This window comes from Pseudomonas sp. NyZ480 (assembly GCF_029537255.1).
GTDB lineage: Bacteria > Pseudomonadota > Gammaproteobacteria > Pseudomonadales > Pseudomonadaceae > Aquipseudomonas > Aquipseudomonas taiwanensis.
Window position 1 is genome coordinate 688,711 of the sequence record NZ_CP120626.1, and the last position, 21,062, is coordinate 709,772.

The following is a 21,062-nucleotide window of genomic DNA, read 5'->3' on the forward strand; positions in this document are numbered from 1 at the left end:
GGCTCTTGCCCAGGGCTGTTGTTTCCAAGCCCCGAAGTTCTTGGATGGGCGCGGCCATGCGACGCGAAAGGGCTGCGCTGCAGCCCTCGCCTGTCCCGTGTCGTCAAACGGTCTTCGCGATCCGCCCGGCTGCCAACGCCCAACCCAGCAACAGCGCACAGACGATCGCCAGCGGCCACGAGCGCCATTGCAGATAAGGTGTCAGTTGCTGCATGGGCACCACCTCGCCATACAGGATCGCCTGCTGGAATTGCGGTATTTGCGCGGTGATCTTGCCGAATGGGTCGATCAGCGCGGTGACCCCGTTGTTGGTGGCCCGGATCATCCAGCGGCCAGCTTCCAGGGCACGCATCTGCGCCATCTGCAGATGCTGCAGCGGGCCGATCGAGGTGCCGAACCAGGTGTCGTTGCTGATGGTCAGCAACAGGTCGCTGCGGGCAGCCAGGCCGGCGGCGAATTCCGGGTAAACGACTTCGTAGCAGATGTACGGCGCAATCTGGTAGCCCTTGGCTTGCAGTAGCGGCTGGTCTTCAGGTCCCCGGGCGAAGTCGGACATTGGCAGGTTGAAGAACTCGATCAGCCCCCGAAGCATGTCCTGCAGTGGCACGTATTCGCCGAACGGCACCAGCTTTTGCTTCAGATACGTGCCATCGCCCTCACCGGTGACGGTGATACCGTTGTAGTAGCGGCGCTGGTGGTGCACCACTTGCCGCACAGGTAGGCCGGTGATCAGCGCAGAATGCCGCTCGGCGGCAAAACGCCCCATCACGTCGATGTAGCCCTGCGCCTGGTCCTTGAGCACCGGTACGGCTGTCTCGGGCCAGACCAGCAGGTCCACGGGCTTGGAGGTGAAGCTCATGTCGCGGTACAGCGCCAGCTGTGCGTCGATATGGGCGGGGTCCCACTTCAGGTCCTGCTCGACGTTGCCTTGCACGGCAGCGACCTTGAGCGGGTCGCCGACCGGGGTGGTCCAGGCGTGGCCCTTGAGCGCAAGGCCCAGGCCCCAGGGTGCCAGCAGCAGCACGATGCCGACCGCCAGGAATGACGGGCGTGCCCGCAGACGCGGCAGGTTGCACAGCAGCGCAGCGCTCATGGCCAGAACGAAGGACACCAGCCACACGCCACCCAGCGGGGCAAGCCCGGCCAGCGGACCGTCCAGCTGGCTATAGCCTGCGTATAGCCACGGGAAACCGGTCAGGAACCAGCCTCGGAAGGCCTCTTGCAACAACCACAGCGCAGCAAAGCACAACGCATCGGCCAGGGGCGCTTCATTGCGCCGTAGCCAGCGCGCCCACAGCCATGTGGGCAAGGCGAAGAACCAGGCAAGCGCCGCGAAGAACGCCAGCAGCAGCAGAGTCGCCAGCAGCGGAGAAGCACCGCCATAGGTGTTCATGCTGACGTAGATCCACCAGGTGCCGGCACCGTACAGGCCGAAGCCGAAGCACCAACCGCGGCCCATGGCCTGGCGCGGGCTGAGCTCGCGCAGGCCGAGGTAGAGCAGGGCGATGGACACCAGGGCCAGCGGCCAGATGTCGAATGGCGCCAAGGCCAGGAGAGTGGAGGCGCCGGCCGCCATGGCCAGCAGGTTACCGGGCCAGCCGGGGCGGGTGATCCAACGCATGTTTGTCCTTAGCGGGTGATCGGTGTCAGGCGCAGCAAGTGTATCCGCCGGCTATCGGCGTTGAGAATACGGAATCTGTAGGAACCGATCTCGGTAGTCTCGTTGCGCTTTGGCAGGTGGCCAAAGGCGCTCATCACCAGGCCGCCGACCGTGTCGAACTCGTCGTCCGAGAACTCGCTGTCGAAGAACTCGTTGAAGTTGTCGATCGGTGTCAGTGCCTTGACCAGGAAGTCGCCGCTTGGCAGTGGCTTGATGTAGCTGTCTTCCTCGACATCGTGTTCGTCTTCGATGTCGCCGACGATCTGCTCGAGCACGTCCTCGATGGTCACCAGGCCCGCCACACCACCATATTCGTCGATGACGATGGCCATGTGGTTGTGATTGGCGCGGAATTCACGCAGCAGCACGTTCAGGCGCTTGGATTCCGGCACGAAGGTGGCGGGGCGCAGCAGGTCCTTGATGTTGAAACTGTCGCCGTTCTCTTTGAGGATCAGCGGCAGCAGGTCCTTGGCCAGCAAGATCCCGAGCACATCGTCATGGCTTTCGCCGATCACCGGATAGCGCGAGTGGGCGGCGTCGATCACCGCAGGCAGGAACTCACGTGGCGACTGGGTAGCCTTGATGCTGATCATCTGCGAGCGTGGCACCATGATGTCGCGCACCTGCAGGTCCGCGACCTGGATGGCACCTTCGACGATGGTCAGCGCTTCGCTGTCGAGCAGCTTGTTCTGATGGGCTTCACGCAGCAGCTCGAGGAGCTCCTGGCGGTTTTTCGGCTCATGGGCAAAAGCCTGGGTCAGTTTACCCAGCCAGGACTTCTGCCCGTTGCTCGATCGATCTTCGCTCATGGCGGTTCTCGTGATCCTTGCAGTATCAGTGTGTGATTGATTCGTTTTCATCGTCGGCATATGGGTCGGGGTGACCCAGTTCTGCCAGCAATTCCCGTTCCAGCGCTTCCATTTCCTCGGCCTCATCGTCTTCGATGTGGTCATAGCCGAGCAGGTGCAGGCAGCCGTGGATGACCAGGTGCGCCCAGTGAGCCTCCAGGGACTTGCCCTGTTCGGCGGCCTCGCGCTCGACCACTGGCACGCAAATGACCAGGTCGCCCAGTAGCGGGATATCCAGCAGGTCGTCCGGCACGTCGGCTGGGAACGACAACACATTGGTTGCGTAGTCCTTGTGCCGGTAGGTGTGGTTGAGTTCGCGGCCTTCGGTTTCGTCGACCAGGCGAATGGTCATTTCCGAGTCGGCGCTGCGCTGGCGCAAGGCCAGTTCGCACCAGCGGCGGAAGGCGGCGTCATCCGGGGCGGCAGCGTCCGTGGCCCGTTGCAGGTCGAGTTCAAGCATCTTTGCCGGGAACCTCGGGTTTTGCCTGACGGGCGTCGAAACGGTCGTAAGCCTCGACGATGCGCTGCACCAGTGGGTGACGAACCACGTCTTTGGGTTGGAAGTGGGTAAAGCTGATGCCCGGAACGTCCTTGAGCACCTCGATGACGTGGGCCAGGCCCGACTTGGTGCCGCGTGGCAGGTCGACCTGGGTGATGTCACCGGTGATCACCGCCGTCGAGCCGAAGCCGATTCGGGTGAGGAACATCTTCATCTGTTCGAGCGTGGTGTTCTGGCTCTCGTCGAGGATGATGAAGCTGTTGTTCAGTGTGCGGCCACGCATGTAGGCGAGGGGGGCGATCTCGATCACCTGGCGCTCGATGAGCTTGGCCACATGCTCGAAGCCCAGCATCTCGTAGAGCGCGTCATAGAGCGGGCGCAGGTACGGGTCGATCTTCTGCGCAAGGTCGCCTGGCAGAAAACCGAGCTTCTCGCCGGCCTCGACGGCCGGACGCACCAGCAGGATGCGACGCACTTGCTCGCGTTCCAGGGCGTCCACGGCGCAGGCCACGGCCAGGTAGGTCTTGCCGGTACCGGCCGGGCCGATGCCGAAGTTGATGTCGTTGGCCAGGATTTCCTTGACGTAGCGCTGCTGGTTGACCCCGCGCGGGCGAATGTTGCCCTTGCGTGTACGCAACGAAACGCTCACCTCATTGACCGCCGGGTTGTCGATGTTCTCGACCGTGGACTCCTGCAGGTACAGGTGGACGGTTTCCGGCGACAGGTCGGAGGATTTGGCCTCGCGATAGAGACGTCGCAGCAGTTGCTCGGCAGCGGAGGTCGTCTTGGGTTCGCCGATCAGCTCGAATTGGTTGCCGCGGTTGCGGATTTCGATGGCCAGGCGTTGTTCGATCAGGCGCAGGTGCTCGTCGAACTGGCCGCACAGGTTGGCGAAACGGTGGGCCTCGAAAGGTTCGAGGATGAAACGATGGGGTTCTATGGGTGCGTTCAAGGTCGTTTTTTAGCCGCTCGACGGCAATGAATGTGATCTCAAGAATAACCCTTCGATGGCAGTGGCGAAAGCACTGAAACGATCAAGGGTTGGCACAAGCTATGTACTGCCCGTTCCGGCCTTGTCGCCGGCGAGCCGGCTCCGGCCGGAAGTGCGGGACTCGTGCTGGCTGGAACCGGCGGCACAGATCGATCTGCCTCTCTGCTATGATGCCCGCCTTTTCTTACGCATGTGTTATCTCCGCAAACATGAGCAAACGCGAACCCGCCATCTATAAAGTCATTTTCCTGAATCAGGGCCAGGTCTTCGAAATGTATGCCAAGCAGATCTACCAGAGCGATCTGTGGGGCTTTCTCGAAATCGAGGAGTTTGTCTTCGGCGAGCGCACCCAAGTGGTGGTCGACCCGAGCGAAGAGAAGCTCAAGAACCAGTTCGAAGGGGTGATCCGCAGCTTCGTGCCGATGCACTCGATCGTGCGTATCGACGAAGTGGAGCGTCTGGGAACGGCCAAGATCAGCGAAGCCAAGGGGGGTGGCAATGTAATGCCATTCCCGATGCCGATGCCGGAGAAGTAAGGCGTTTCAGGGAAGTGGCGAGAACGGCGTGCGCCCTTCGGCGTTCTGTAGTTCAAGCAGGTACTTGCGGAAGATCTGGCCGAGCACCTGGGTGGCATGCTCCAGCTCGTCACGGGGCATCTGCTCGGTCACTTCATCGGCCATGTCCAGTGCATCCTCGGCACCGTTGACCGCGGCCATCTTCAGCAGGATGTAGGCCTGCACGTTATTGGCCTTGACCCCTTCGCCATGGAAGAACATGGCGCCCAGGCGGTATTGGGCTTCGGCGTGACCTTGCAGCGAAGCTTTCTCGAACCAGTCCAGGGCCTTTTTCAGGTCCTTTGGCGTTTGCGTGTAGTAATACTCGCCCAGTTCGAACTGCGCTTGGGCGTCCCCGGTCGCCGCCGTCTGCTCACAGGCCTTCAAGGCATTGTGCAGGTCTTCTGGCTGAACGTTCAAAGTGCAGCGGCCCGTCGCTGGAATCAGCAACGAGTTACCGCCCTCCGCCAGGGCCAGCAGGGGCTGAAGAAGCAACAGGCAGCCCATGGTCAGGGCGCGGCCGGTGCGGTTCATGGGGATCGACTTACCTCTGCAAAGCTACGGCCAATGTCTCTGGTGGCACATTATGGGATAAGCAGCGCCAACCTTACAAAGTTTTACGCGAATTTCTGTTTGGTTGGGGAAGTCAGTGCGTGTTGCAGGCTCTTTTATTACCCGCCCCCACAGGTATTGCACAGGTTACCAGGCCTGTGAAGTACCTGCAGGAGCCGGCGGCCGGCGATCAGGGAGCTTACTTGAGCTTGGCGAAAGCGCGCTCGGCCGCATCCAGGGTGATCTGCAGCTCTTTCTCGCCGTGGGCGATCGAGGTGAAGCCGGCCTCGAACGCGCTTGGGGCCAGGTATACGCCACCTTCGAGCATCAGGTGGAAGAAGCGCTTGAAGCGCTCGGCGTCGCTGGCCATCACGTCGTCGAAGGTGACGATGTCGTCGGCGCCACTGAAGTACAGGCCGAACATGGCCCCCGCCTGGGTCGTGACGAACGGAATGCTGGCAGCATCGGCGCGCTGCTGCAGGCCATCGAGCATGCGGCTGGTGAAGGCGCTCAGTTCATCGTGGAAGCCCGGGCGGCTGATCAGTTTCAGGGTGGTCAGGCCGGCCGCCATGGCCAGTGGGTTACCCGACAGCGTGCCCGCCTGGTAGACAGGGCCCAGCGGGGCGATGCAGCCCATGATTTCGCGTTTGCCACCGAAGCAGCCGACGGGCATGCCGCCACCGACGATCTTGCCGAAGGTCGACAGGTCCGGCTTGATGCCGTAATGGCCCTGTGCGCCACCGAGGGAGACGCGGAAACCGGTCATCACTTCGTCGAAGATCAACACCACGCCGTGCTTGTCGCACTGCTCACGCAGGCCTTCGAGGAAGCCTGGAGCCGGTGGTACGCAGTTCATGTTGCCGGCCACCGGCTCGACGATGATGCAGGCGACGGTCTGACCGACTTCGGAAAGGGTCTTCTCCACCGCAGCGATATCGTTGAACGGCAGGGTCAGGGTGTGCTTGGCGAAGTCCGCCGGGACGCCGGCGGAGCTAGGCACGCCCTGAGTCAGCAAACCAGAGCCGGCCTTGACCAGCAGGCTGTCGGAGTGGCCATGGTAGCAGCCCTCGAACTTGATGATGGCGTCGCGGCCAGTGTAACCACGGGCCAGACGAATGGCGCTCATGGTCGCTTCGGTGCCCGAGCTGACCATGCGCACCATTTCCATGGACGGCACGATCGAGCAGACCAGGTCGGCCATTTCGGTTTCCATGGCGGTCGGTGCGCCATAGGACAGGCCGTGTTCGAGCTGCTTGCGTACCGATTCGAGTACGTCCGGGTGGCCGTGGCCGAGGATCATCGGGCCCCAGGAGCCGACATAGTCGACGTAGCGCTTGTCGTCCTCGTCAACCACGTAGGCGCCTTCGGCGTGCTTGAAGAACAGTGGCGTGCCGCCGACGCTCTTGAAGGCACGGACCGGCGAGTTGACGCCGCCGGGGATGTGCTTCTGGGCTTGGGCGAACAGGGATTCGGAACGGGACATGGAGTTATCTCTCGAAATCAGGAAGCGAACAGGGCGTTGAAGGCGCGGGCGCGGCGGGTAACTTCCTGCGCGCTGTCGGCACCGAACAAGCCATGGATCACCGCCAGCAGGTCTGCACCATGGGCGACCAGCGGGGCGGCGTTGTCGAGGGTGATTCCGCCGATCACGGCGATCGGCAGCTTGACCTGGGCACGGGCCTGTTCCAGCAGCTCTACGCTGGCGGCCGGCGCACCGGGCTTGGTCACCGAGTTGAAGAAGCGCCCGAAGGCCACATAGCTGGCGCCTTCGTTGGCCGCTTGTCTGGCCAGGTCGAGCTGGGCGTGGCAGGTCGAGCCGATGATGGCATGGCGGCCCAGCAGGGCGCGGGCGGGTGTCAGTGGGCCATCGGTTTGGCCCAGGTGCACGCCGACGCCCAGGCGCGCGGCCAGTTCGGCATCGTCGTTGATGATCAGCTGGGTGCCGTAGCGCTCGCAGAGCTGCTTCAGCGCCTCTGCTTCGCGCAGGCGGCGGGCGGCATCGTCGCTTTTGTCACGGTATTGCAGCAGGCACACGCCGCCTTCAAGGGCTGCCTCGACGTGGGACAGGAAACGGCCGGCGAGCAGCTGGCTGTCGGTGATCGCGTACAGACCGCGTAGCTTCATCGGAAAGCCTCGTATCAGGAACAGAAGTCCAAGGGCAGACGGCGCGGGACGAACTGGCCTTTGCCCAGTTGTTCGGCATCGCGCAGGGTTCGCCAGGTGTAGTCCAGGGCACTGCGTACGGCGCTCTGGAGCTGCTCGCCAAGTGCCAGGCGACCGGCTAGGGCACTGGCCAGCGTGCAGCCCGAACCATGGTAGCTGCCGGGCAGGCGTTGGCAGGTCCAGGTGTGGCTCTGGCCGTCGCGGCTGTACAGGCGGTTATGGATTTCGTCTTCGTCACCGTGGCCACCGGTGATCAGCAGGTGTTTACAGAACGGCAACAGTTTTTCGGCACACTCGTCGGCGCTGCCGTCGGGCAGTTCGGCCAGAATGCGTGCTTCGGGTAGGTTTGGCGTGGCGATGGTGGCACGCGGCAGCAGGCGTTCGCGCAGGGCATAGCCGACCTCGTCCTTGCCCAGGCGGCCGCCGCCACCCGCGCGCAGCACGGGGTCGCAGACCAGCGGGAGGTGAGGGTGGGCGCTGAGCAGTTCGGCAACGGTGTCGACCATTTCAATCGACCCGAGCATGCCAAGCTTGACCGCAGCGACATCGGAGTCGGCCAGCACGGCGTTGGCCTGTGCCAGTACCCATTCGCGGTCGAGCACGCGGAAATCGGTAACGTTGACGGTATCCTGGACGGTCAGGGCTGTTACCGCGGGCGCGGCGTGACAGCCTTGGGCGATCAGGGCTTCGATATCTGCCTGCAGGCCGGCACCGCCACTGGGGTCGTGGCCGGAGAGACAGAGGACAACGGGGCGGGAGCTGTAGGTATTCATGGTCGGCGAGCTTACCACCAATCCCATTTGCGCGGATCGTCCTACAAACGCTATTTGTTGATCAATCGGTCAAATTATTGGTTTCGGATGTCTGCAAGCCATTGATCTAGAGCGGTTTCTTTAAAATATGAAGTGGCCCAATGCTATCGTTGAAGGCTATGCTAGAGTGCTCGGATAATTCGACTAACGGGTACTGCCGGGGTACGTCGTCTCAAAGGGATGGGGGGCAACCACGACGCGACCGGACAGGCCATGCTGGGGCTGTATGCGCTATTTGCTGATTGTGCTTCTGGGCTGGCTGCCCGTGCTGGCCGGTGCGGTCGAAATAACCGACGCGACCCGGCATCTCCCGCTTGGCAGGGTCATGCAGGTCTACGAGGACCGCGACGGCAGCGCCAGTATCGCTCAGGTCAGCGCACCTGCGTTCGCCAGCCGTTTCCGCCAGCATGGTCAGGACGTGCTCAATGCTGGTTACTCGACGTCGGTGTTCTGGCTCAAGTTCGACCTGCGTTACGCCGCTGCCCCGGGTGCGGCGCCGCGTCAGTGGCTTCTTGAACTGGCCTACCCGCCATTGGACCATCTCGAACTGTATCTGCCTGACGCCAGCGGAGCCTACCGCCTGGCCCAGCGTACCGGCGACGCGCTGCCTTACCACAGCCGGCAGATACGGCAGAACAACTACCTCTTCGAACTGCCCTTGCGCCCGGGCCAGGCGGTCACGGCCTATCTGCGCCTGCACAGCCAGGGCTCGGTCCAGGCCCCCTTGGCGCTGTGGTCGGCCGAAGCCTACATCGAAGAGCAACCTGCGCGTTTGTACGTGCTAGGGATCATCTACGGCGTTTTGCTGGTGATGCTGGTGTACAACCTGTTCATCTACCTGAGCGTTCGCGACGTCAGCTACCTCTATTACATTGCCTATATTGCGTCGTTCGGCTTGTATCAGGTATCGGTCAATGGCGCGGGCGTAGCCTACTTCTGGCCCGACAGCCCCTGGTGGGCGAATGCGGCGACGCCGATGTTCATTGGCGCTGCCGGCTTGTTCGGGTGCCAGTTCGCCCGGCATTTCCTGCAGCTGAGCAGTATTGCCCGTGGTTTCGACCGGCTGTTGCAACTGTTGATGCTGGGCGGTGCGCTGGTCATGGTGCTGGCAGTGAGCATGCCCTATGGCGTCGCCTTGCGCATGGCCACCTTGCTGGCGCTGGCGTTCACCGTGAGCATTTTCGCGGCGGGGCTTTATGCCTGGTGGCATGGCCTACGGGTGGCGCGCTGGTTCATCATCGCCTGGTCGGCGTTCCTGCTCGGCGGCCTGGTCAACACCCTGATGGTGCTGGGCTATCTGCCGAATGTGTTCCTCACCATGTACGCCAGCCAGCTCGGCTCGGCCCTCGAGGTGGCGCTGCTGTCCTTGGCCCTGGCCGACCGGATCAACAGCCTGCGCGAGCAGCAGGCCAGCACGTTACGCGACACGGGGCGGACGTTGGAGCAATTGAACCAGCAACTGGCACGCAGTAACCGCCTGAAGGACGAGTTCCTGGCCACTGTGACCCACGAACTGCGCACGCCGATGAATGGTGTGATCGGTTCGCTTGAGTTGATGCACACGCTACCCATGGACGCGGAGATGGCTCAGTACCACCGGACGGCGGTGGGCTCGTCGCAGGACATGATGGACATGGTCGACGACATTCTCACCCTGACCGAACTCCAGGCCGGCCGCCTGCGTGTGCAAGGCACGCCGTTCAGCCTGCGGCGTCTGGTCCAGGACCTGCGGGCGGGCTACGCCGGGCGTGCGCTGGGCAAGGGTTTGTACCTGAGCCTGGACATTCCTGCAGAATTGCCTGACGCGCTGGTTGGGGACGCGCAGAAGCTGGCCCGCTGCCTGGGTTGCCTGGTGGATAACGGCCTCAAGTTCACCCATCAGGGGGGTGTCATGATTCAAGCCCGAGGCCGGCGTCTTGGCCCGGACAGCCTGTCGCTGACCTTCACGGTCAGCGACAGTGGCATCGGCTTCGATGACCTGGACCAGGCGATTCTCTACCAACGCTTCTTCCAGGTGGATGGCTCGATGACCCGACGTTATGGCGGCCTGGGTATCGGCTTGTCGATCTGCCGACAGTTGGGCGAGTTGCTCGGGGCCACGTTGTCCCATGAGTCGACGCGGGGGTTGGGTAGCCGATTCGAACTGACGCTGGAGGTGGCCATCGAGCAGGTGCAGATGCCTCCCGGGCGGACGGCCTCCGGGGCAACGCGGTTCTAGGTCATTCCGTCGCCGTCTGTTTAGTCATATTTGTCACTATGACTGCCTGGCAGGGAGTGCTTCACTGGGGTTTCAGGCTTGCCCGGATCCAGGAGCTCGACGATGAACCTGCACCAGTACGCTGAAACCCACGAAGTGACGAACCAGCCGCCCTCCCTGGATGGCGCCAACCTGTACCGTCTGGACCAGCCGCTACAGGAGTGGTCGCAGCGTTGCGGCGCGGGCTGGGCGGAGTCGCGGATCGACGCCTATGGCGCCCTGGCCGGCGGACCGCTGATGGCGGCTGGCTTTCTGGCCAATGCGCACAAGCCGGAGTTCAGCAGTCACGACCGTTATGGCCATCGGATCGACCTGGTGGAATTCCACCCCGCGTATCACGAGCTGATGCGCACGGCTGTCGAGCACGGGTTGCCTTCACTGCCCTGGGCCGAACCACGCCCGGGCGCCCACGTGGCCAGAGCGTGCATGACCTACCTGCACAGCCAGGCCGAAGCCGGCACGGGCTGCCCGCTGACCATGACCTTCGCTGCGGTGCCGGCTTTGCGCGTGCAGCCGGAGCTGGCCGAGTACTGGTTACCGAAGATCCTGGCGCGGGAGTACGACCCACGAAACGTCGGTGACCGGCACAAGGCCGGGGTTACCCTTGGCATGGCCATGACGGAAAAACAGGGCGGCACCGACGTGCGTGCCAACACCACCCGGGCCTACCCGGTTGGCGCTTCCGGGCCCGGCCAGGCGTACGAGTTGGTCGGGCACAAATGGTTCTGTTCCGCGCCCATGTGCGATGCCTTCCTGACGCTGGCCCAGACGGAAAAGGGCCTGAGCTGTTTCCTGTTGCCCCGGCATCGGCCTGACGACAGTCGTAACCAGTTCTATATCCAGCGGCTGAAGAACAAGTTGGGCAACAGCTCGAATGCTTCGAGCGAAGTGGAGTTTCGTGGTGCCTTGGCGTGGATGATCGGTGAGGAGGGGCGGGGCGTGCCGACCATCATCGAGATGGTGGCCATGACCCGTTTCGACTGCATGGTGGGTTCCAGTGCCTTGATGCGGCAGGCGTTGACCCAGGCGGCCCATCATTGCGCGTATCGCAAGGTGGGTGGCCGGGTATTGAGCGAGCAGCCGTTGATGCAGAACGTGCTGGCTGACCTGGCCCTGGAAAGCGAGGCGGCGCTGGCCTTGAGCTTGCGCATGGGGCAGGCGCTCGATCAGTTGGACGATCCTCAGCAAGCGCACTTCGCGCGGTTGGTGACGGCGGTGGGCAAGTATTGGATCTGCAAGCGGGCGCCGGGGATGATCAACGAAGCGGCGGAGTGCCTTGGGGGCGCGGGTTATGTCGAGGAGAGCATCTTGCCCCGGCTGTACCGAGAGGCGCCGGTCAACTCGACTTGGGAGGGTTCTGGGAACGTGCAGTGTCTGGATGTGCTGCGGGCGTTGTCCAAGGAGCCGGGAGTGTTGGACGCGTTGTTCGCCGAATTGGGCGATGGCCATGGTGACCCGCGGCTTGCAGCGCATATTGGCAATCTCAAGGGGGCTTTTGCCGACACCGGAGACATTCAATACCGCGCCCGGCAGTTGACCGAAGATATTGCGCTGGCGCTGCAGGCCAAATTGTTGCTGGAGGCAGGTAATACAGCGGTGAGTGATGCATTCATTGGCAGCCGGTTGTGCACGGGTGGCCGGGTGTATGGGGCGTTGCCCAGGGGTATTGATGTAGGAGCGCTCGTGGCGAGAGCTACGCCTGTTTGGTCAAATTGAGAAGCGCCTCATTTTGAGTTCTTGCTCTTGCTCTTGCTCTTGCTCTTGCTCTTGCTCTTGCTTTTGCTTTTGCTCTGCTTTTGCTTCTAATGCGCGATAGTCCAGACGCCACGAATTGCGACGTCAGGAGGCCGAGCGTAGGGCTTGCGGAGGGAGGTGACGGGCATGGATGCCCGTCAAGCGCTGCGGCCCAGGATGGGCCGTTCAGCGCGGTCCTCCCGGGAGCAAGACCGTAGCGAGGGGACCCCGAAGCGCAGCGTAGGGGCCGGATGATAGGAGCCAACGGTTTTGGTTACTTTGGCCACGACCAAAGTAACCCGCCGGAAGGGCGGAAAGGTGAATAGGCGCCTCCATGGCAAATGGATATTCACGCTATTTGAATGCCAGTACCAAGTATTCGCTTTGAGGTTTGAGGTTTGAGGTTTGAAGTTTGGTATTTAGATTTATGAGCATATCCATTTGCCAAGGCGACGCTCAATCACCTTTCCGCTCTTACAGCGGGTCACTTTTTGGCAGACGCCCCAAAAAGTAACCAAAAAAGTCTGGCTCCTATCATCCGGCCCCTACGCTGCGCTCCGGGGTTCCCTCACTCCGGCCTCCTGACGTCGCAATTCGTGGTGTCTGGACTATCGCGCACGAAAAGCCAGAGCAACAGCCAGAGCACAAGCCACAGCACAGCCAGAGCACAAGCCACAGCGACAGCCAGAGCACAAGCCACAGCGACAGCCAGAGCGACAGCCAAGCCACAGCGACAGCCAAGCCAGAGCGAGATACTCCTGATCAATGGGGATGTAATTACCCGCGAAGGTAGGCAAGATGACTCCCATGCATGTCCAGACAGGAAGCCCAGTGTGAGCCAAGCTTTTGTAGTCGTTGATACCCCCGAACAGGCCGTCGATCGTCTGGCGGCCTTGCATGAACAGGCCACCGGGGCCCTCAGCCAGGCCCTGAAGCTTTACCTGAAGGACCGTACCCAGCCCAATGACGACGAGCGGGCCTTGTTCCGCTACCCGGCCCTGCGCCTGACCTACTACAGCCATGGCGAAGTCGCCGCCACCACCCGGGCCTACGCCAAAGTCCAGGTAGCCGGCACCTACAGCGTTACCGTCACCCAACCCGCCGCGTTCAGAAGCTACCTCCTGGAACAGCTGCGCCCGCTGATGAGCGACTACACCGTAACGGTGGAAGTCGGTGTCAGCGAACAGAACATCCCATACCCCTACGTGGTCGACCAAGGCGACGAACTCGCCGGCAGCGGCATCACCGCCGCAGAACTCGCGCGGGTATTCCCCAGCACCGACCTGTCAGCCGCCACCGACAACATCGCTGACGGCCTGTGCGACTGGGGCAGCGCCGAAACCCTGCCGCTGGCGCTGTTCGACGCCGCCCGCGTCGACTTCTCGCTGCGCCGCCTGGTGCACTACACCGGCAGTGACTGGCGCCACATGCAGCCGTGGATCCTGCTGACCAACTACCACCGCTATGTCGACCAGTTCATCAGCCACGGCCTGGAGCAATTGCGCGAGGACCCACGCTTCGTACGCATGGTGTTGCCAGGCAATGTAGTGATCGAGAAGGGCATGGACCACGGTGAGGCCCAAGCGCTGGTCGCCAGCGTCGTCTGGCACCGTTACCAGATGCCGGCCTACCACCTCATCGCCGGCGATGGTGATGGCATCACCCTGGTCAACATCGGTGTCGGCCCGTCCAACGCCAAGAACATCACCGACCACCTGGCGGTGCTGCGCCCGCACTGCTGGCTGATGATCGGCCACTGTGGCGGCCTGCGACAGTCGCAGACCATCGGCGATTACGTGCTGGCCCACGCCTACATGCGCCGCGACGGTATCCTCGACCGGGTCGTGCCGCCGAACATTCCGATTCCGGCCCTGGCGGAAGTGCAACTGGCACTGCAGGAAGCCGCGGCGCAGGTGACCGGCGAGCGTGGCGAGGCCTTGAAGAAGCGCCTGCGCACCGGCACCGTGCTGACCTACGACGACCGCAACTGGGAGCTGCGTTGGGCCCAGGAGCGTCCGCTGATCAACCTGTCCCGCGCCGTGGCGGTGGACATGGAAAGCGGCACCATCGCCGCCCAGGGCTACCGCCTGCGTGTGCCGTACGGCACCTTGCTGTGTGTTTCGGACAAGCCGCTGCACAGCGAGATCAAATTGCCTGGCTCGGCCAATGCCTTCTACAACCGCGCCGTCAGCCAGCACCTCAAAATCGGCATCGCTGCCCTCGATCTGTTGCGTACCGAGCTCAATTCGTTGCACTCGCGTAAACTGCGCAGCTTCGATGAGCCGCCGTTCCGCTGAGGATCCATGCCCCTGCCACCCCGTTCCAAGCCGCGCCGCCCCTCGGCGCGGCCTGCCGGTCCCCGTCGCCAACCCAAGGCGCCGCCGGCCGAGCCCCGCCTGATCCTGTTCAACAAGCCGTTCGACGTGCTGACCCAGTTCAGTGACGGCGAAGGGCGTGCCACCCTCAAGGACTACATCGACATCCCGGGCGTCTATCCAGCCGGGCGGCTGGATCGTGACAGTGAAGGCCTGCTGCTGCTGACCAACGACGGTGGACTGCAAGCGCGCATCGCCGATCCGAAGCACAAGTTGGCCAAAACCTATTGGGTGCAGGTCGAAGGCGAGCCGAGCGACGAGCAATTGCAGCGGCTGCGCGACGGCGTGGAACTCAACGACGGGCCCACCTTGCCAGCACAAGCGCGGCGCCTGGATGAGCCTGATCTGTGGCCGCGCAATCCGCCGGTGCGGTTTCGCAAGAGCGTGCCGACCAGTTGGCTGGAGCTGGTGATTCGCGAGGGGCGCAACCGCCAGGTGCGGCGGATGACGGCAGCGGTAGGGCTGCCTACCTTGCGTCTGGTGCGGGTACGTATTGGTGACTGGACCCTGGATGGCCTGGACCAGGGCTGCTGGCGCGAGGTGGCGCCAAAGCTCGTGCGCTAACCCAGCGCCGTCGGCAGGGGCAACACCGCCCCTGCAGGAGCTGGCTTGCCGGCGCCGAGCTCCGCCAAACCGCTAAACCCCCTCCAGAAACCCCACCACCACGCTCTTGATGATGAAGGCCAGTACACCCAGGCCCAACACGAAGAACAGAATCAGCGTACCAAAACGCCCCGCCTTGGATTTCTTGGCCAGGTCCCAGACGATGAAGCCCATGAAACCGATCAGCACGGTCACCAGGACGATCATCATCCACTCTTCAAATACAGCCGGATCCATCTGTTTTCTCCTGTTGCGATCAGCGCAGGTGGGTCAGCGGCATTTCGGTGCTGGCCAGCACCTGGTTGAGCACGAAGCTCGAACGCACGCTGGTGACGCCTTCGATACGGGTCAGGCTGCCTAGGAGCAACTTCTGGTAATGGTCCATGTCGGGCACCACGACCTTCAGTTGATAGTCAGCGTCCATTCCCGTGACCAGGCTGCATTCCAGCACCTGGGGCAGGTTGCGGATGGCGGCTTCGAAGGTTTCGAAACGCTCCGGGGTGTGACGGTCCATGCCGATCAATACATAGGCAGTCAGGCTCAGGCCGAGTTTCTTGCGGTCGAGCAGGGCGACCTGGCGCGAGATATAGCCGTCGTCTTCCAGTTGCTTGACCCGACGCGAGCATGGGGAGGGCGAAAGACCGATACGTTCTGCCAGCTCCTGGTTGGAGATGCGTGCGTCACGCTGCAATTCGGCGAGGATGCTCAGGTCGTAGCGGTCAAGCTTGCTCATGGGAAAGGCCTTTTCTGTTCAGATTGCGATGAATTATCAATCCAGGGTGAAAAATTGCGCAAGTGCTATTTATCCGAGCAATCTTCGCAATCATCTGCTGCACCGTCTCCCGTATCGTTACTCACAGAATCACTGCCCGGACATGAGTCCACGGCGACGCGCCCTAGGCGGGCGGTCGCGGCCAGCCATCCAACAGGATCCGCCAGGCCCCCGGGCTACACACCGTCCAGAAGACGATGTGAGGTGAGCCGGTGCCACAAGCACCGAGCACGGACGACAATTCCCAAAGGGAGGCCCAGCGGCCTCCCTTTTTTCATGCCTGCGTTTTTCATCTGCCCTTGCCATGGGCGCGGTAGACTGGCGGCCAGTGCAGTGCATTCACCGAGAGGAACAACATGAAGTCGCGCATCTGGCAGTTGGCAGGTGTTGGTGTGTTGGGGCTGGGCATCAGCTTGGGCGCTTTGGCCCAAGGGCCGGGCGAGGGCTATGGCGGTCAGGGCGACACCCCCCAGCAAGGCGCCAATGGTGGCGCCCCAGGCCGTGCGCTCAACTCGCGCGACGAAGTGCGTCAAACTCAACCAGCGCGACAGGGTTACTACCAGGACATCCCGCGTCGCAATGGCGAGGTGCGTTCGTGGGAGGCGGGTGGCCCAGGTCAGCGGCCTGGGGGCGACTGGCATGGGCGTCCGGACGGGCATGGCAATGGCTGGGGGCCTGGGCCGCAGTACCGCCCTGGGCATACGGTAGACCGCTTCCCCGACCGTTACTGGAAGGTGCCCTACCGTGGGCAGGATTACTTCTACTCGGGCGGTTACTGGTATCGCCCTCATGGGGGCCGCTATATCGTGGTGACCCCGCCGTATGGTGTGCGGGTCGATTACCTGCCGCCTTACGCCCGCGAAGTATGGCTGGGCGGGGCGTTGTTCTTCCTGGTGGCCGATACCTACTACCAGTACCTGGCCGACAGCCGCGAATATGTAGTGGTCAACCCGCCTGTGGCCAGGCCTGCACCGGTAGTGCCCGCCGCCAACGGTTATGACGTGGTGGCCTACCCGATGTATGGCCAGGGGCAGGAGCAGCAGGATCAGGATCGCTACCAGTGCCACCGCTGGGCCGTAAGCCAGTCGGGGTTCGACCCCGCGAACGCCAGCTATGCGCCCGCCGCCAACGTGGCGGACACCTACCGACGTGCGCTGGGCGCTTGTCTGAGTGGGCGGGGATACAGCATCAACTGAGGCTGTGTGTCGGCTGGATAGACCCTATCGCCGGCCAGCCGGCTGCCGCACCCGTTGGCGATAGGGGGCTCAGACAGGGTCCGCATGCACCATCACATCCGCCTTCGGATACCGCTGGCGGATCGCCGCAGATGCTGCCACACACAATGCATGTGCCTCGTGCAGCGGCAGTTCCCCGGGCAGCTCCAGATGCAGTTGCACGAACCATTGGTTGCCTGACATACGCGTGCGCAGGTCATGCACGCCTTTTACCCCAGGCACCGCCAGCACTTGTTCGGCCATGCCTTCGGCGACATCCGCAGGCAGCTCCTGGTCCATGAGGATCGCCGTGCTCTCCCGGGCAATCTGCAGCGCGCTCCAAAGGATGTATACCGCGATGCCGAGGCCAAACAGTGCATCCACTTGTGGCCAGCCGAAGCGGGCCAGCACCAGGGCCAGCAGGATGCTGCCATTGAGCAGCAGGTCAGAGCGGTAGTGCAGCGAATCGGCGCGTACGGCCGTGGAGCCGGTCAGGCGGATGACCTTGTGCTGCAAGGCCAGCAACGCCACGGTCAGTACCAGCGACAGCAACATCACGGCGATACCGATGCTGGTGTCGCCCAGAGGCTGCGGTGTCTGCAGGCGCTCGACCGCTTGCACCGCGATCAGCACCGCGCTGCCACCGATGAACAATGCCTGGGCCATGCCGGCCAGGGCTTCGGCCTTGCCATGGCCGAAACGGTGGTCGTCATCGGCCGGGCGCAAGGCGTAGTGCACGGCCAGCAGGTTGAGGAACGAGGCGACGGCGTCCAGCGCCGAGTCGGTCAAGCCCGCCAGCAGGCTCACCGAGCCGCTGAGCCACCAGGCGACCGCCTTGCTCAGGACCAGGATGCTGGCCACGGCCAATGAGGCGCGGGTAGCCAGGCGCAGCAGGCGTTGGTGTTCAGCCGGGGTGATCATGCCGGAGGCGATGTCCTTGTGTGGTTCAGGCGGCCGGGACCAGGCCGTAAGCGGCCAGTTGCTCGACGCTGCCACGGTGCTGGATCAAGCGCGGGTCGTTCAGCGGCAAGCGCTGGCCCAGCTCGCTTTCGAGAATGGCCTGCAGCTTGAGGTTGTCGACCTTGCCGTCGGGCGTGACGGCTTGGCGCAGTTTCTCCGGCGCGACCTGGGCCGTGGTGCCGCCGGGGTAATAGATGGCACCGGTGGCGAAGTCCACGCCGAAGGCGATCAGGCCAGGAATGACATAGAACAGGATACCGATGGCATCGAGCGCGGCGACCACAGGGTCGATCTTGCCTTCGATCTGACCGCGACGGTCAGGGTAGAACAGCGTGCCACAGGCCGTCAGCTGGGTCAGCAGGGTGGCGATGAGTACGCTGCCAATGACGCGGGAAGGGATACGCATGTGAATCTCCGAAAAAGGTGTACTGCAAGGCTAGGCGTTACGCCAGCACCTGATGCTAAGACCATGATAGAGCAGGCTCGGTTCGCCGTTATACTCGGACGATTGTTCGAGGACCACCATGATTTCATTACCAATCGATGCTGTCTTGCCCGCCCTGCGCCGGGCGCTGGAAAACCGTGACGAAGCGGTGCTCGAAGCGCCTCCCGGTGCGGGCAAGACCACCCGGGTACCCTTGGCGTTGCTGGACGAACCTTGGCTGGCCGGCCAGACCATCCTCATGCTCGAACCCCGTCGCCTGGCCGCCCGTGCGGCGGCCGAGCGCCTGGCCAGCGAGCTGGGCGAGAAGGTCGGGGAAACCGTGGGCTACCGCATCCGGCTGGACAGCAAGGTGGGCCCCCATACCCGCATCGAAGTGGTCACCGAAGGTATCCTCACGCGGCGCCTGCAGGCTGACCCGGCGCTGGACGGGGTGGGCTTGCTGATTTTCGACGAGTTCCACGAACGCAGCCTGGACGCCGACCTGGCCCTGGCGCTGAGCCTCAACGGCCGCGAACTGCTGCGCGACGAGCCGCCGCTGAAGATCCTGCTGATGTCCGCGACCTTGGAAGGCGAACGCTTGTCGCGGCTGCTGGACGATGCGCCGGTGGTCAGCAGCGAGGGTCGCATGCACCCTGTGGATATCCATTGGGGGCGCCCGTTCCAACCCGGTGAATTCATCGAGCCACGGGTTGTGGACAGTGTGCTCCAGGCCTTGGCGGACCAGACCGGCAGCCTGTTGGTGTTCCTGCCCGGTCAGGCCGAGATTCGACGTGTCAACCAGAGCCTTCGCGATGCCCTCGGCGAACGTCCCGAGATCCTGCTGTGCCCATTGCACGGCGAACTCGACCTCAACGCCCAGCGTGCGGCCATCGACCCTGCGCCCAAAGGCCAGCGCAAGGTGGTGCTGGCCACCAATATCGCTGAAACCAGTCTGACCATCGACGGTGTGCGCGTGGTCATCGACGCCGGCTTGGCACGCGTCCCGCGTTTCGACCCAGGCAGTGGCATGACGCGCCTGGACACGCAGCGCATCTCGCGGGCCAGTGCCACCCAACGTGCCGGGCGGGCTGGACGTCTGGAGCCGGGGGTGTGCTACCGACTGTGGTCCGAAGCCCAGCACGACCAGCTGGCGGCCCACGGCAGTGCCGAAATTCTTCAGGCCGACCTGGCAGGCCTGGCCCTGCAACTGGCGCGATGGGGGGTTGAACCAGGGCAACTGCGCTGGCTCGACCAGCCGCCGACTGCTGCGTTCGCTCAAGCCCGGGACCTGCTGGCACGGCTGGGCGCGTTCAAGCCGGGCAGCCGCGATCATCTCAGCGAGCACGGCCAGGCCATGGCCGAGCTGCCTGCCCACCCGCGCATTGCGCACCTGCTGTTGCGCGGGCAGAGCCTGGGATTGGCCGACATGGCCTGCGATGTCGCCGCCTTGCTGGGCGAGCGCGATATCCAGCGCGGGGCTGGCGCCGACTTGCACAGCCGACTGGCGCTGGTCAGCGGCGAGGCCAAGGCCGGTCGTGACAGCCAAGGGGGCGTGCAGCGTGCGCGCCAGCTGGCCCGTCAGTACCGGGGGCTGTTGCGCGGCAAGGCTGCAGCGGCGGTTACCGACCCTGATCATCCTCGTTGGCTCGGTGCGCTGTTGGCGCTGGCCTATCCCGATCGGGTCGCTCAGCAGCGCCGCGAGGGCGGTGCCGAGTATCGCCTGGCCAATGGCCGCGCAGCGCTGTTCGCCGAGGTCGATGCTCTGATGAAGTGTCCATGGCTGGTGATCGCCGACCTGGGCAGCCGTCAGGGGCAGCGGGAAGAGCGCATCTACCTGGCGGCCGAGTTCGACCCGGCGCTGTTGGACGGCGTGCTGGCCGAGCAGGTCGATGTCCTCGATATCCTTGACTGGGACGAGCGGGAGAACGTTTTGCGTGCCGAGCGTCAGCGCAAAGTGGGCGAACTGGTACTCAGTCGCGAACCCTTGCCTGGTTTGGATGAAGAGGCGCGAACCAAGGCCCTGCTCGGTTTGGTGCGACGCAAAGGCCTCAACCTGCTGACCTGGACGCCGGAACTGCGCCAGTGGCAGGCGCGTATTGCGTTGTTGCGCCAGCTCGATCTCGCGCAGGACGGCCAAAGCGAATGGCCTGATCTGAGCGACGAGGCATTGTTGGCGAGCCTCGATGTCTGGCTGCAGCCGTACCTGGGCAACGTGTCGCGGCTGAGCCATTTTGCCGCGCTGGATGTGTCCTCGATCCTGCGCAACCTGCTGCCCTGGCCGTTGCCGCAACGTCTGGATGAGCTGGCGCCGCAATCGCTGACAGTGCCTTCGGGTTCGAACATCAGGCTCGATTACAGCGAGTACCCGCCGATTCTCGCCGTGCGCCTGCAAGAGCTTTTTGGCTTGGCGGATACGCCACGTCTTGCGCAAGGACGCCTGCAGGTGAAGCTGCACTTGCTGTCACCCGCGCGCCGACCGGTGCAGGTCACTCAGGATCTGGCCAACTTCTGGCGCACGACCTATGCCGAAGTGAAGAAAGACTTGAAAGGACGTTACCCGAAGCACTACTGGCCGGATGACCCGCTGGTGGCCGAGGCCACGGCGCGGGCCAAACCACGCGGCACGTGACAGCGCCGGCACCGT

The 21,062-nt window shown here is 63.4% G+C and carries 19 protein-coding genes; 7 read left to right on the forward strand and 12 right to left on the reverse strand.

Features of this window, described 5'->3' with window-relative positions:
* Window positions 1-103 precede the first annotated feature (103 nt).
* Genes lnt through P3R38_RS03070 form a run of 4 tightly spaced genes read right to left on the reverse strand, consistent with a single transcriptional unit; the run spans window position 104 to window position 3,959 of the window.
* Window positions 104-1,621 (reverse strand): apolipoprotein N-acyltransferase, encoded by a 1,518-nt coding sequence (gene lnt, locus P3R38_RS03055; RefSeq protein WP_277686814.1) that lies wholly within the window; start codon window positions 1,619-1,621, stop codon window positions 104-106.
* A gap of 8 nt (window positions 1,622-1,629) precedes the next feature.
* Window positions 1,630-2,469: an HlyC/CorC family transporter gene (locus P3R38_RS03060; protein WP_023378556.1), complete on the reverse strand. Its 840-nt coding sequence runs from the start codon at window positions 2,467-2,469 to the stop codon at window positions 1,630-1,632.
* 25 nt (window positions 2,470-2,494) lie between these two features.
* Window positions 2,495-2,968, reverse strand: a complete 474-nt coding sequence (gene ybeY / locus P3R38_RS03065) for an rRNA maturation RNase YbeY (RefSeq protein WP_023378557.1) — start codon at window positions 2,966-2,968, stop codon at window positions 2,495-2,497.
* A complete protein-coding gene (locus P3R38_RS03070; protein WP_023378558.1) occupies window positions 2,961-3,959 on the reverse strand; it encodes a PhoH family protein in 999 nt (332 codons plus the stop codon). The genes ybeY and P3R38_RS03070 overlap by 8 nt, the downstream gene beginning before the upstream one ends.
* Window positions 3,960-4,207: 248 nt before the next feature.
* On the opposite strand from P3R38_RS03070, the gene P3R38_RS03075 reads away from it, so the two are divergent.
* Window positions 4,208-4,534, forward strand: a complete 327-nt coding sequence (locus P3R38_RS03075; RefSeq protein ID WP_016393488.1) for a DUF1820 family protein — start codon at window positions 4,208-4,210, stop codon at window positions 4,532-4,534.
* A 6-nt stretch (window positions 4,535-4,540) separates the two neighbouring features.
* Here the strand turns inward: P3R38_RS03075 and P3R38_RS03080 are convergent, their stop codons facing one another.
* The 4 genes from P3R38_RS03080 to P3R38_RS03095 form a co-directional block, all read right to left on the reverse strand.
* Window positions 4,541-5,086 carry a tetratricopeptide repeat protein gene (locus P3R38_RS03080; RefSeq protein ID WP_023378559.1) on the reverse strand — a complete coding sequence of 182 codons (546 nt, stop codon included), beginning with the start codon at window positions 5,084-5,086 and terminating at the stop codon, window positions 4,541-4,543.
* 217 nt (window positions 5,087-5,303) lie between these two features.
* Window positions 5,304-6,587 carry a glutamate-1-semialdehyde 2,1-aminomutase gene (hemL, locus tag P3R38_RS03085; protein ID WP_023378560.1) on the reverse strand — a complete coding sequence of 428 codons (1,284 nt, stop codon included), beginning with the start codon at window positions 6,585-6,587 and terminating at the stop codon, window positions 5,304-5,306.
* Window positions 6,588-6,604: 17 nt separating this feature from the next.
* Entirely contained in the window at window positions 6,605-7,228 is a 624-nt protein-coding gene (gene thiE, locus P3R38_RS03090) for a thiamine phosphate synthase (RefSeq protein ID WP_023378561.1), read from the reverse strand.
* A gap of 14 nt (window positions 7,229-7,242) precedes the next feature.
* Window positions 7,243-8,040, reverse strand: coding sequence for a hydroxymethylpyrimidine/phosphomethylpyrimidine kinase (locus tag P3R38_RS03095; protein WP_023378562.1), 798 nt, complete (start codon window positions 8,038-8,040; stop codon window positions 7,243-7,245).
* A gap of 265 nt (window positions 8,041-8,305) precedes the next feature.
* Between P3R38_RS03095 and P3R38_RS03100 the strand changes: the two genes are divergently transcribed.
* The 4 genes from P3R38_RS03100 (at window position 8,306) to P3R38_RS03115 (ending at window position 15,009) form a co-directional block, all read left to right on the forward strand.
* On the forward strand, window positions 8,306-10,297 hold the full coding sequence (locus P3R38_RS03100) for a hybrid sensor histidine kinase/response regulator (RefSeq protein WP_027907995.1): 1,992 nt from the start codon (window positions 8,306-8,308) through the stop codon (window positions 10,295-10,297).
* A gap of 102 nt (window positions 10,298-10,399) precedes the next feature.
* On the forward strand, window positions 10,400-12,052 hold the full coding sequence (locus P3R38_RS03105) for an acyl-CoA dehydrogenase family protein (RefSeq protein ID WP_023378564.1): 1,653 nt from the start codon (window positions 10,400-10,402) through the stop codon (window positions 12,050-12,052).
* A gap of 851 nt (window positions 12,053-12,903) precedes the next feature.
* Window positions 12,904-14,367: an AMP nucleosidase gene (amn, locus tag P3R38_RS03110; RefSeq protein ID WP_023378565.1), complete on the forward strand. Its 1,464-nt coding sequence runs from the start codon at window positions 12,904-12,906 to the stop codon at window positions 14,365-14,367.
* A gap of 6 nt (window positions 14,368-14,373) precedes the next feature.
* Entirely contained in the window at window positions 14,374-15,009 is a 636-nt protein-coding gene (locus P3R38_RS03115) for a pseudouridine synthase (RefSeq protein ID WP_027907996.1), read from the forward strand.
* Between the two features lie 72 nt (window positions 15,010-15,081).
* Here P3R38_RS03115 and P3R38_RS03120 read toward each other — a convergent pair whose 3' ends face one another.
* Together P3R38_RS03120 and P3R38_RS03125 are read right to left on the reverse strand one after the other, a co-directional pair.
* Window positions 15,082-15,285 (reverse strand): DUF2788 domain-containing protein, encoded by a 204-nt coding sequence (locus tag P3R38_RS03120; protein WP_023378567.1) that lies wholly within the window; start codon window positions 15,283-15,285, stop codon window positions 15,082-15,084.
* Between the two features lie 19 nt (window positions 15,286-15,304).
* Entirely contained in the window at window positions 15,305-15,781 is a 477-nt protein-coding gene (locus tag P3R38_RS03125) for an Lrp/AsnC family transcriptional regulator (protein ID WP_016712159.1), read from the reverse strand.
* Window positions 15,782-16,176: 395 nt separating this feature from the next.
* Between P3R38_RS03125 and P3R38_RS03130 the strand changes: the two genes are divergently transcribed.
* On the forward strand, window positions 16,177-17,016 hold the full coding sequence (locus P3R38_RS03130) for a DUF6515 family protein (protein ID WP_027907997.1): 840 nt from the start codon (window positions 16,177-16,179) through the stop codon (window positions 17,014-17,016).
* Between the two features lie 69 nt (window positions 17,017-17,085).
* Here P3R38_RS03130 and P3R38_RS03135 read toward each other — a convergent pair whose 3' ends face one another.
* Window positions 17,086-17,955, reverse strand: coding sequence for a cation diffusion facilitator family transporter (locus tag P3R38_RS03135; RefSeq protein WP_023378569.1), 870 nt, complete (start codon window positions 17,953-17,955; stop codon window positions 17,086-17,088).
* Window positions 17,956-17,980: 25 nt separating this feature from the next.
* Window positions 17,981-18,400 carry a hypothetical protein gene (locus P3R38_RS03140; protein WP_023378570.1) on the reverse strand — a complete coding sequence of 140 codons (420 nt, stop codon included), beginning with the start codon at window positions 18,398-18,400 and terminating at the stop codon, window positions 17,981-17,983.
* Between the two features lie 118 nt (window positions 18,401-18,518).
* Between P3R38_RS03140 and hrpB the strand changes: the two genes are divergently transcribed.
* Entirely contained in the window at window positions 18,519-21,047 is a 2,529-nt protein-coding gene (gene hrpB, locus P3R38_RS03145; protein WP_104882990.1) for an ATP-dependent helicase HrpB, read from the forward strand.
* Window positions 21,048-21,062 lie beyond the last annotated feature (15 nt).

Excerpts from the sequence above, each read along its gene's own strand:
- lnt (WP_277686814.1), bottom strand. The coding sequence starts at position 1,621 with ATGCGTTGGATCACCCGCCCCGGCTGGCCCGGTAACCTGCTGGCCATG.
- P3R38_RS03060 (WP_023378556.1), bottom strand. The coding sequence starts at position 2,469 with ATGAGCGAAGATCGATCGAGCAACGGGCAGAAGTCCTGGCTGGGTAAA.
- ybeY (WP_023378557.1), bottom strand. The coding sequence starts at position 2,968 with ATGCTTGAACTCGACCTGCAACGGGCCACGGACGCTGCCGCCCCGGAT.
- P3R38_RS03075 (WP_016393488.1), top strand. The coding sequence starts at position 4,208 with ATGAGCAAACGCGAACCCGCCATCTATAAAGTCATTTTCCTGAATCAG.
- P3R38_RS03080 (WP_023378559.1), bottom strand. The coding sequence starts at position 5,086 with ATGAACCGCACCGGCCGCGCCCTGACCATGGGCTGCCTGTTGCTTCTT.
- hemL (WP_023378560.1), bottom strand. The coding sequence starts at position 6,587 with ATGTCCCGTTCCGAATCCCTGTTCGCCCAAGCCCAGAAGCACATCCCC.
- thiE (WP_023378561.1), bottom strand. The coding sequence starts at position 7,228 with ATGAAGCTACGCGGTCTGTACGCGATCACCGACAGCCAGCTGCTCGCC.
- P3R38_RS03095 (WP_023378562.1), bottom strand. The coding sequence starts at position 8,040 with ATGAATACCTACAGCTCCCGCCCCGTTGTCCTCTGTCTCTCCGGCCAC.
- P3R38_RS03100 (WP_027907995.1), top strand. The coding sequence starts at position 8,306 with ATGCGCTATTTGCTGATTGTGCTTCTGGGCTGGCTGCCCGTGCTGGCC.
- P3R38_RS03105 (WP_023378564.1), top strand. The coding sequence starts at position 10,400 with ATGAACCTGCACCAGTACGCTGAAACCCACGAAGTGACGAACCAGCCG.
- P3R38_RS03115 (WP_027907996.1), top strand. The coding sequence starts at position 14,374 with ATGCCCCTGCCACCCCGTTCCAAGCCGCGCCGCCCCTCGGCGCGGCCT.
- P3R38_RS03120 (WP_023378567.1), bottom strand. The coding sequence starts at position 15,285 with ATGGATCCGGCTGTATTTGAAGAGTGGATGATGATCGTCCTGGTGACC.
- P3R38_RS03125 (WP_016712159.1), bottom strand. The coding sequence starts at position 15,781 with ATGAGCAAGCTTGACCGCTACGACCTGAGCATCCTCGCCGAATTGCAG.
- P3R38_RS03130 (WP_027907997.1), top strand. The coding sequence starts at position 16,177 with ATGAAGTCGCGCATCTGGCAGTTGGCAGGTGTTGGTGTGTTGGGGCTG.
- P3R38_RS03135 (WP_023378569.1), bottom strand. The coding sequence starts at position 17,955 with ATGATCACCCCGGCTGAACACCAACGCCTGCTGCGCCTGGCTACCCGC.
- P3R38_RS03140 (WP_023378570.1), bottom strand. The coding sequence starts at position 18,400 with ATGCGTATCCCTTCCCGCGTCATTGGCAGCGTACTCATCGCCACCCTG.
- hrpB (WP_104882990.1), top strand. The coding sequence starts at position 18,519 with ATGATTTCATTACCAATCGATGCTGTCTTGCCCGCCCTGCGCCGGGCG.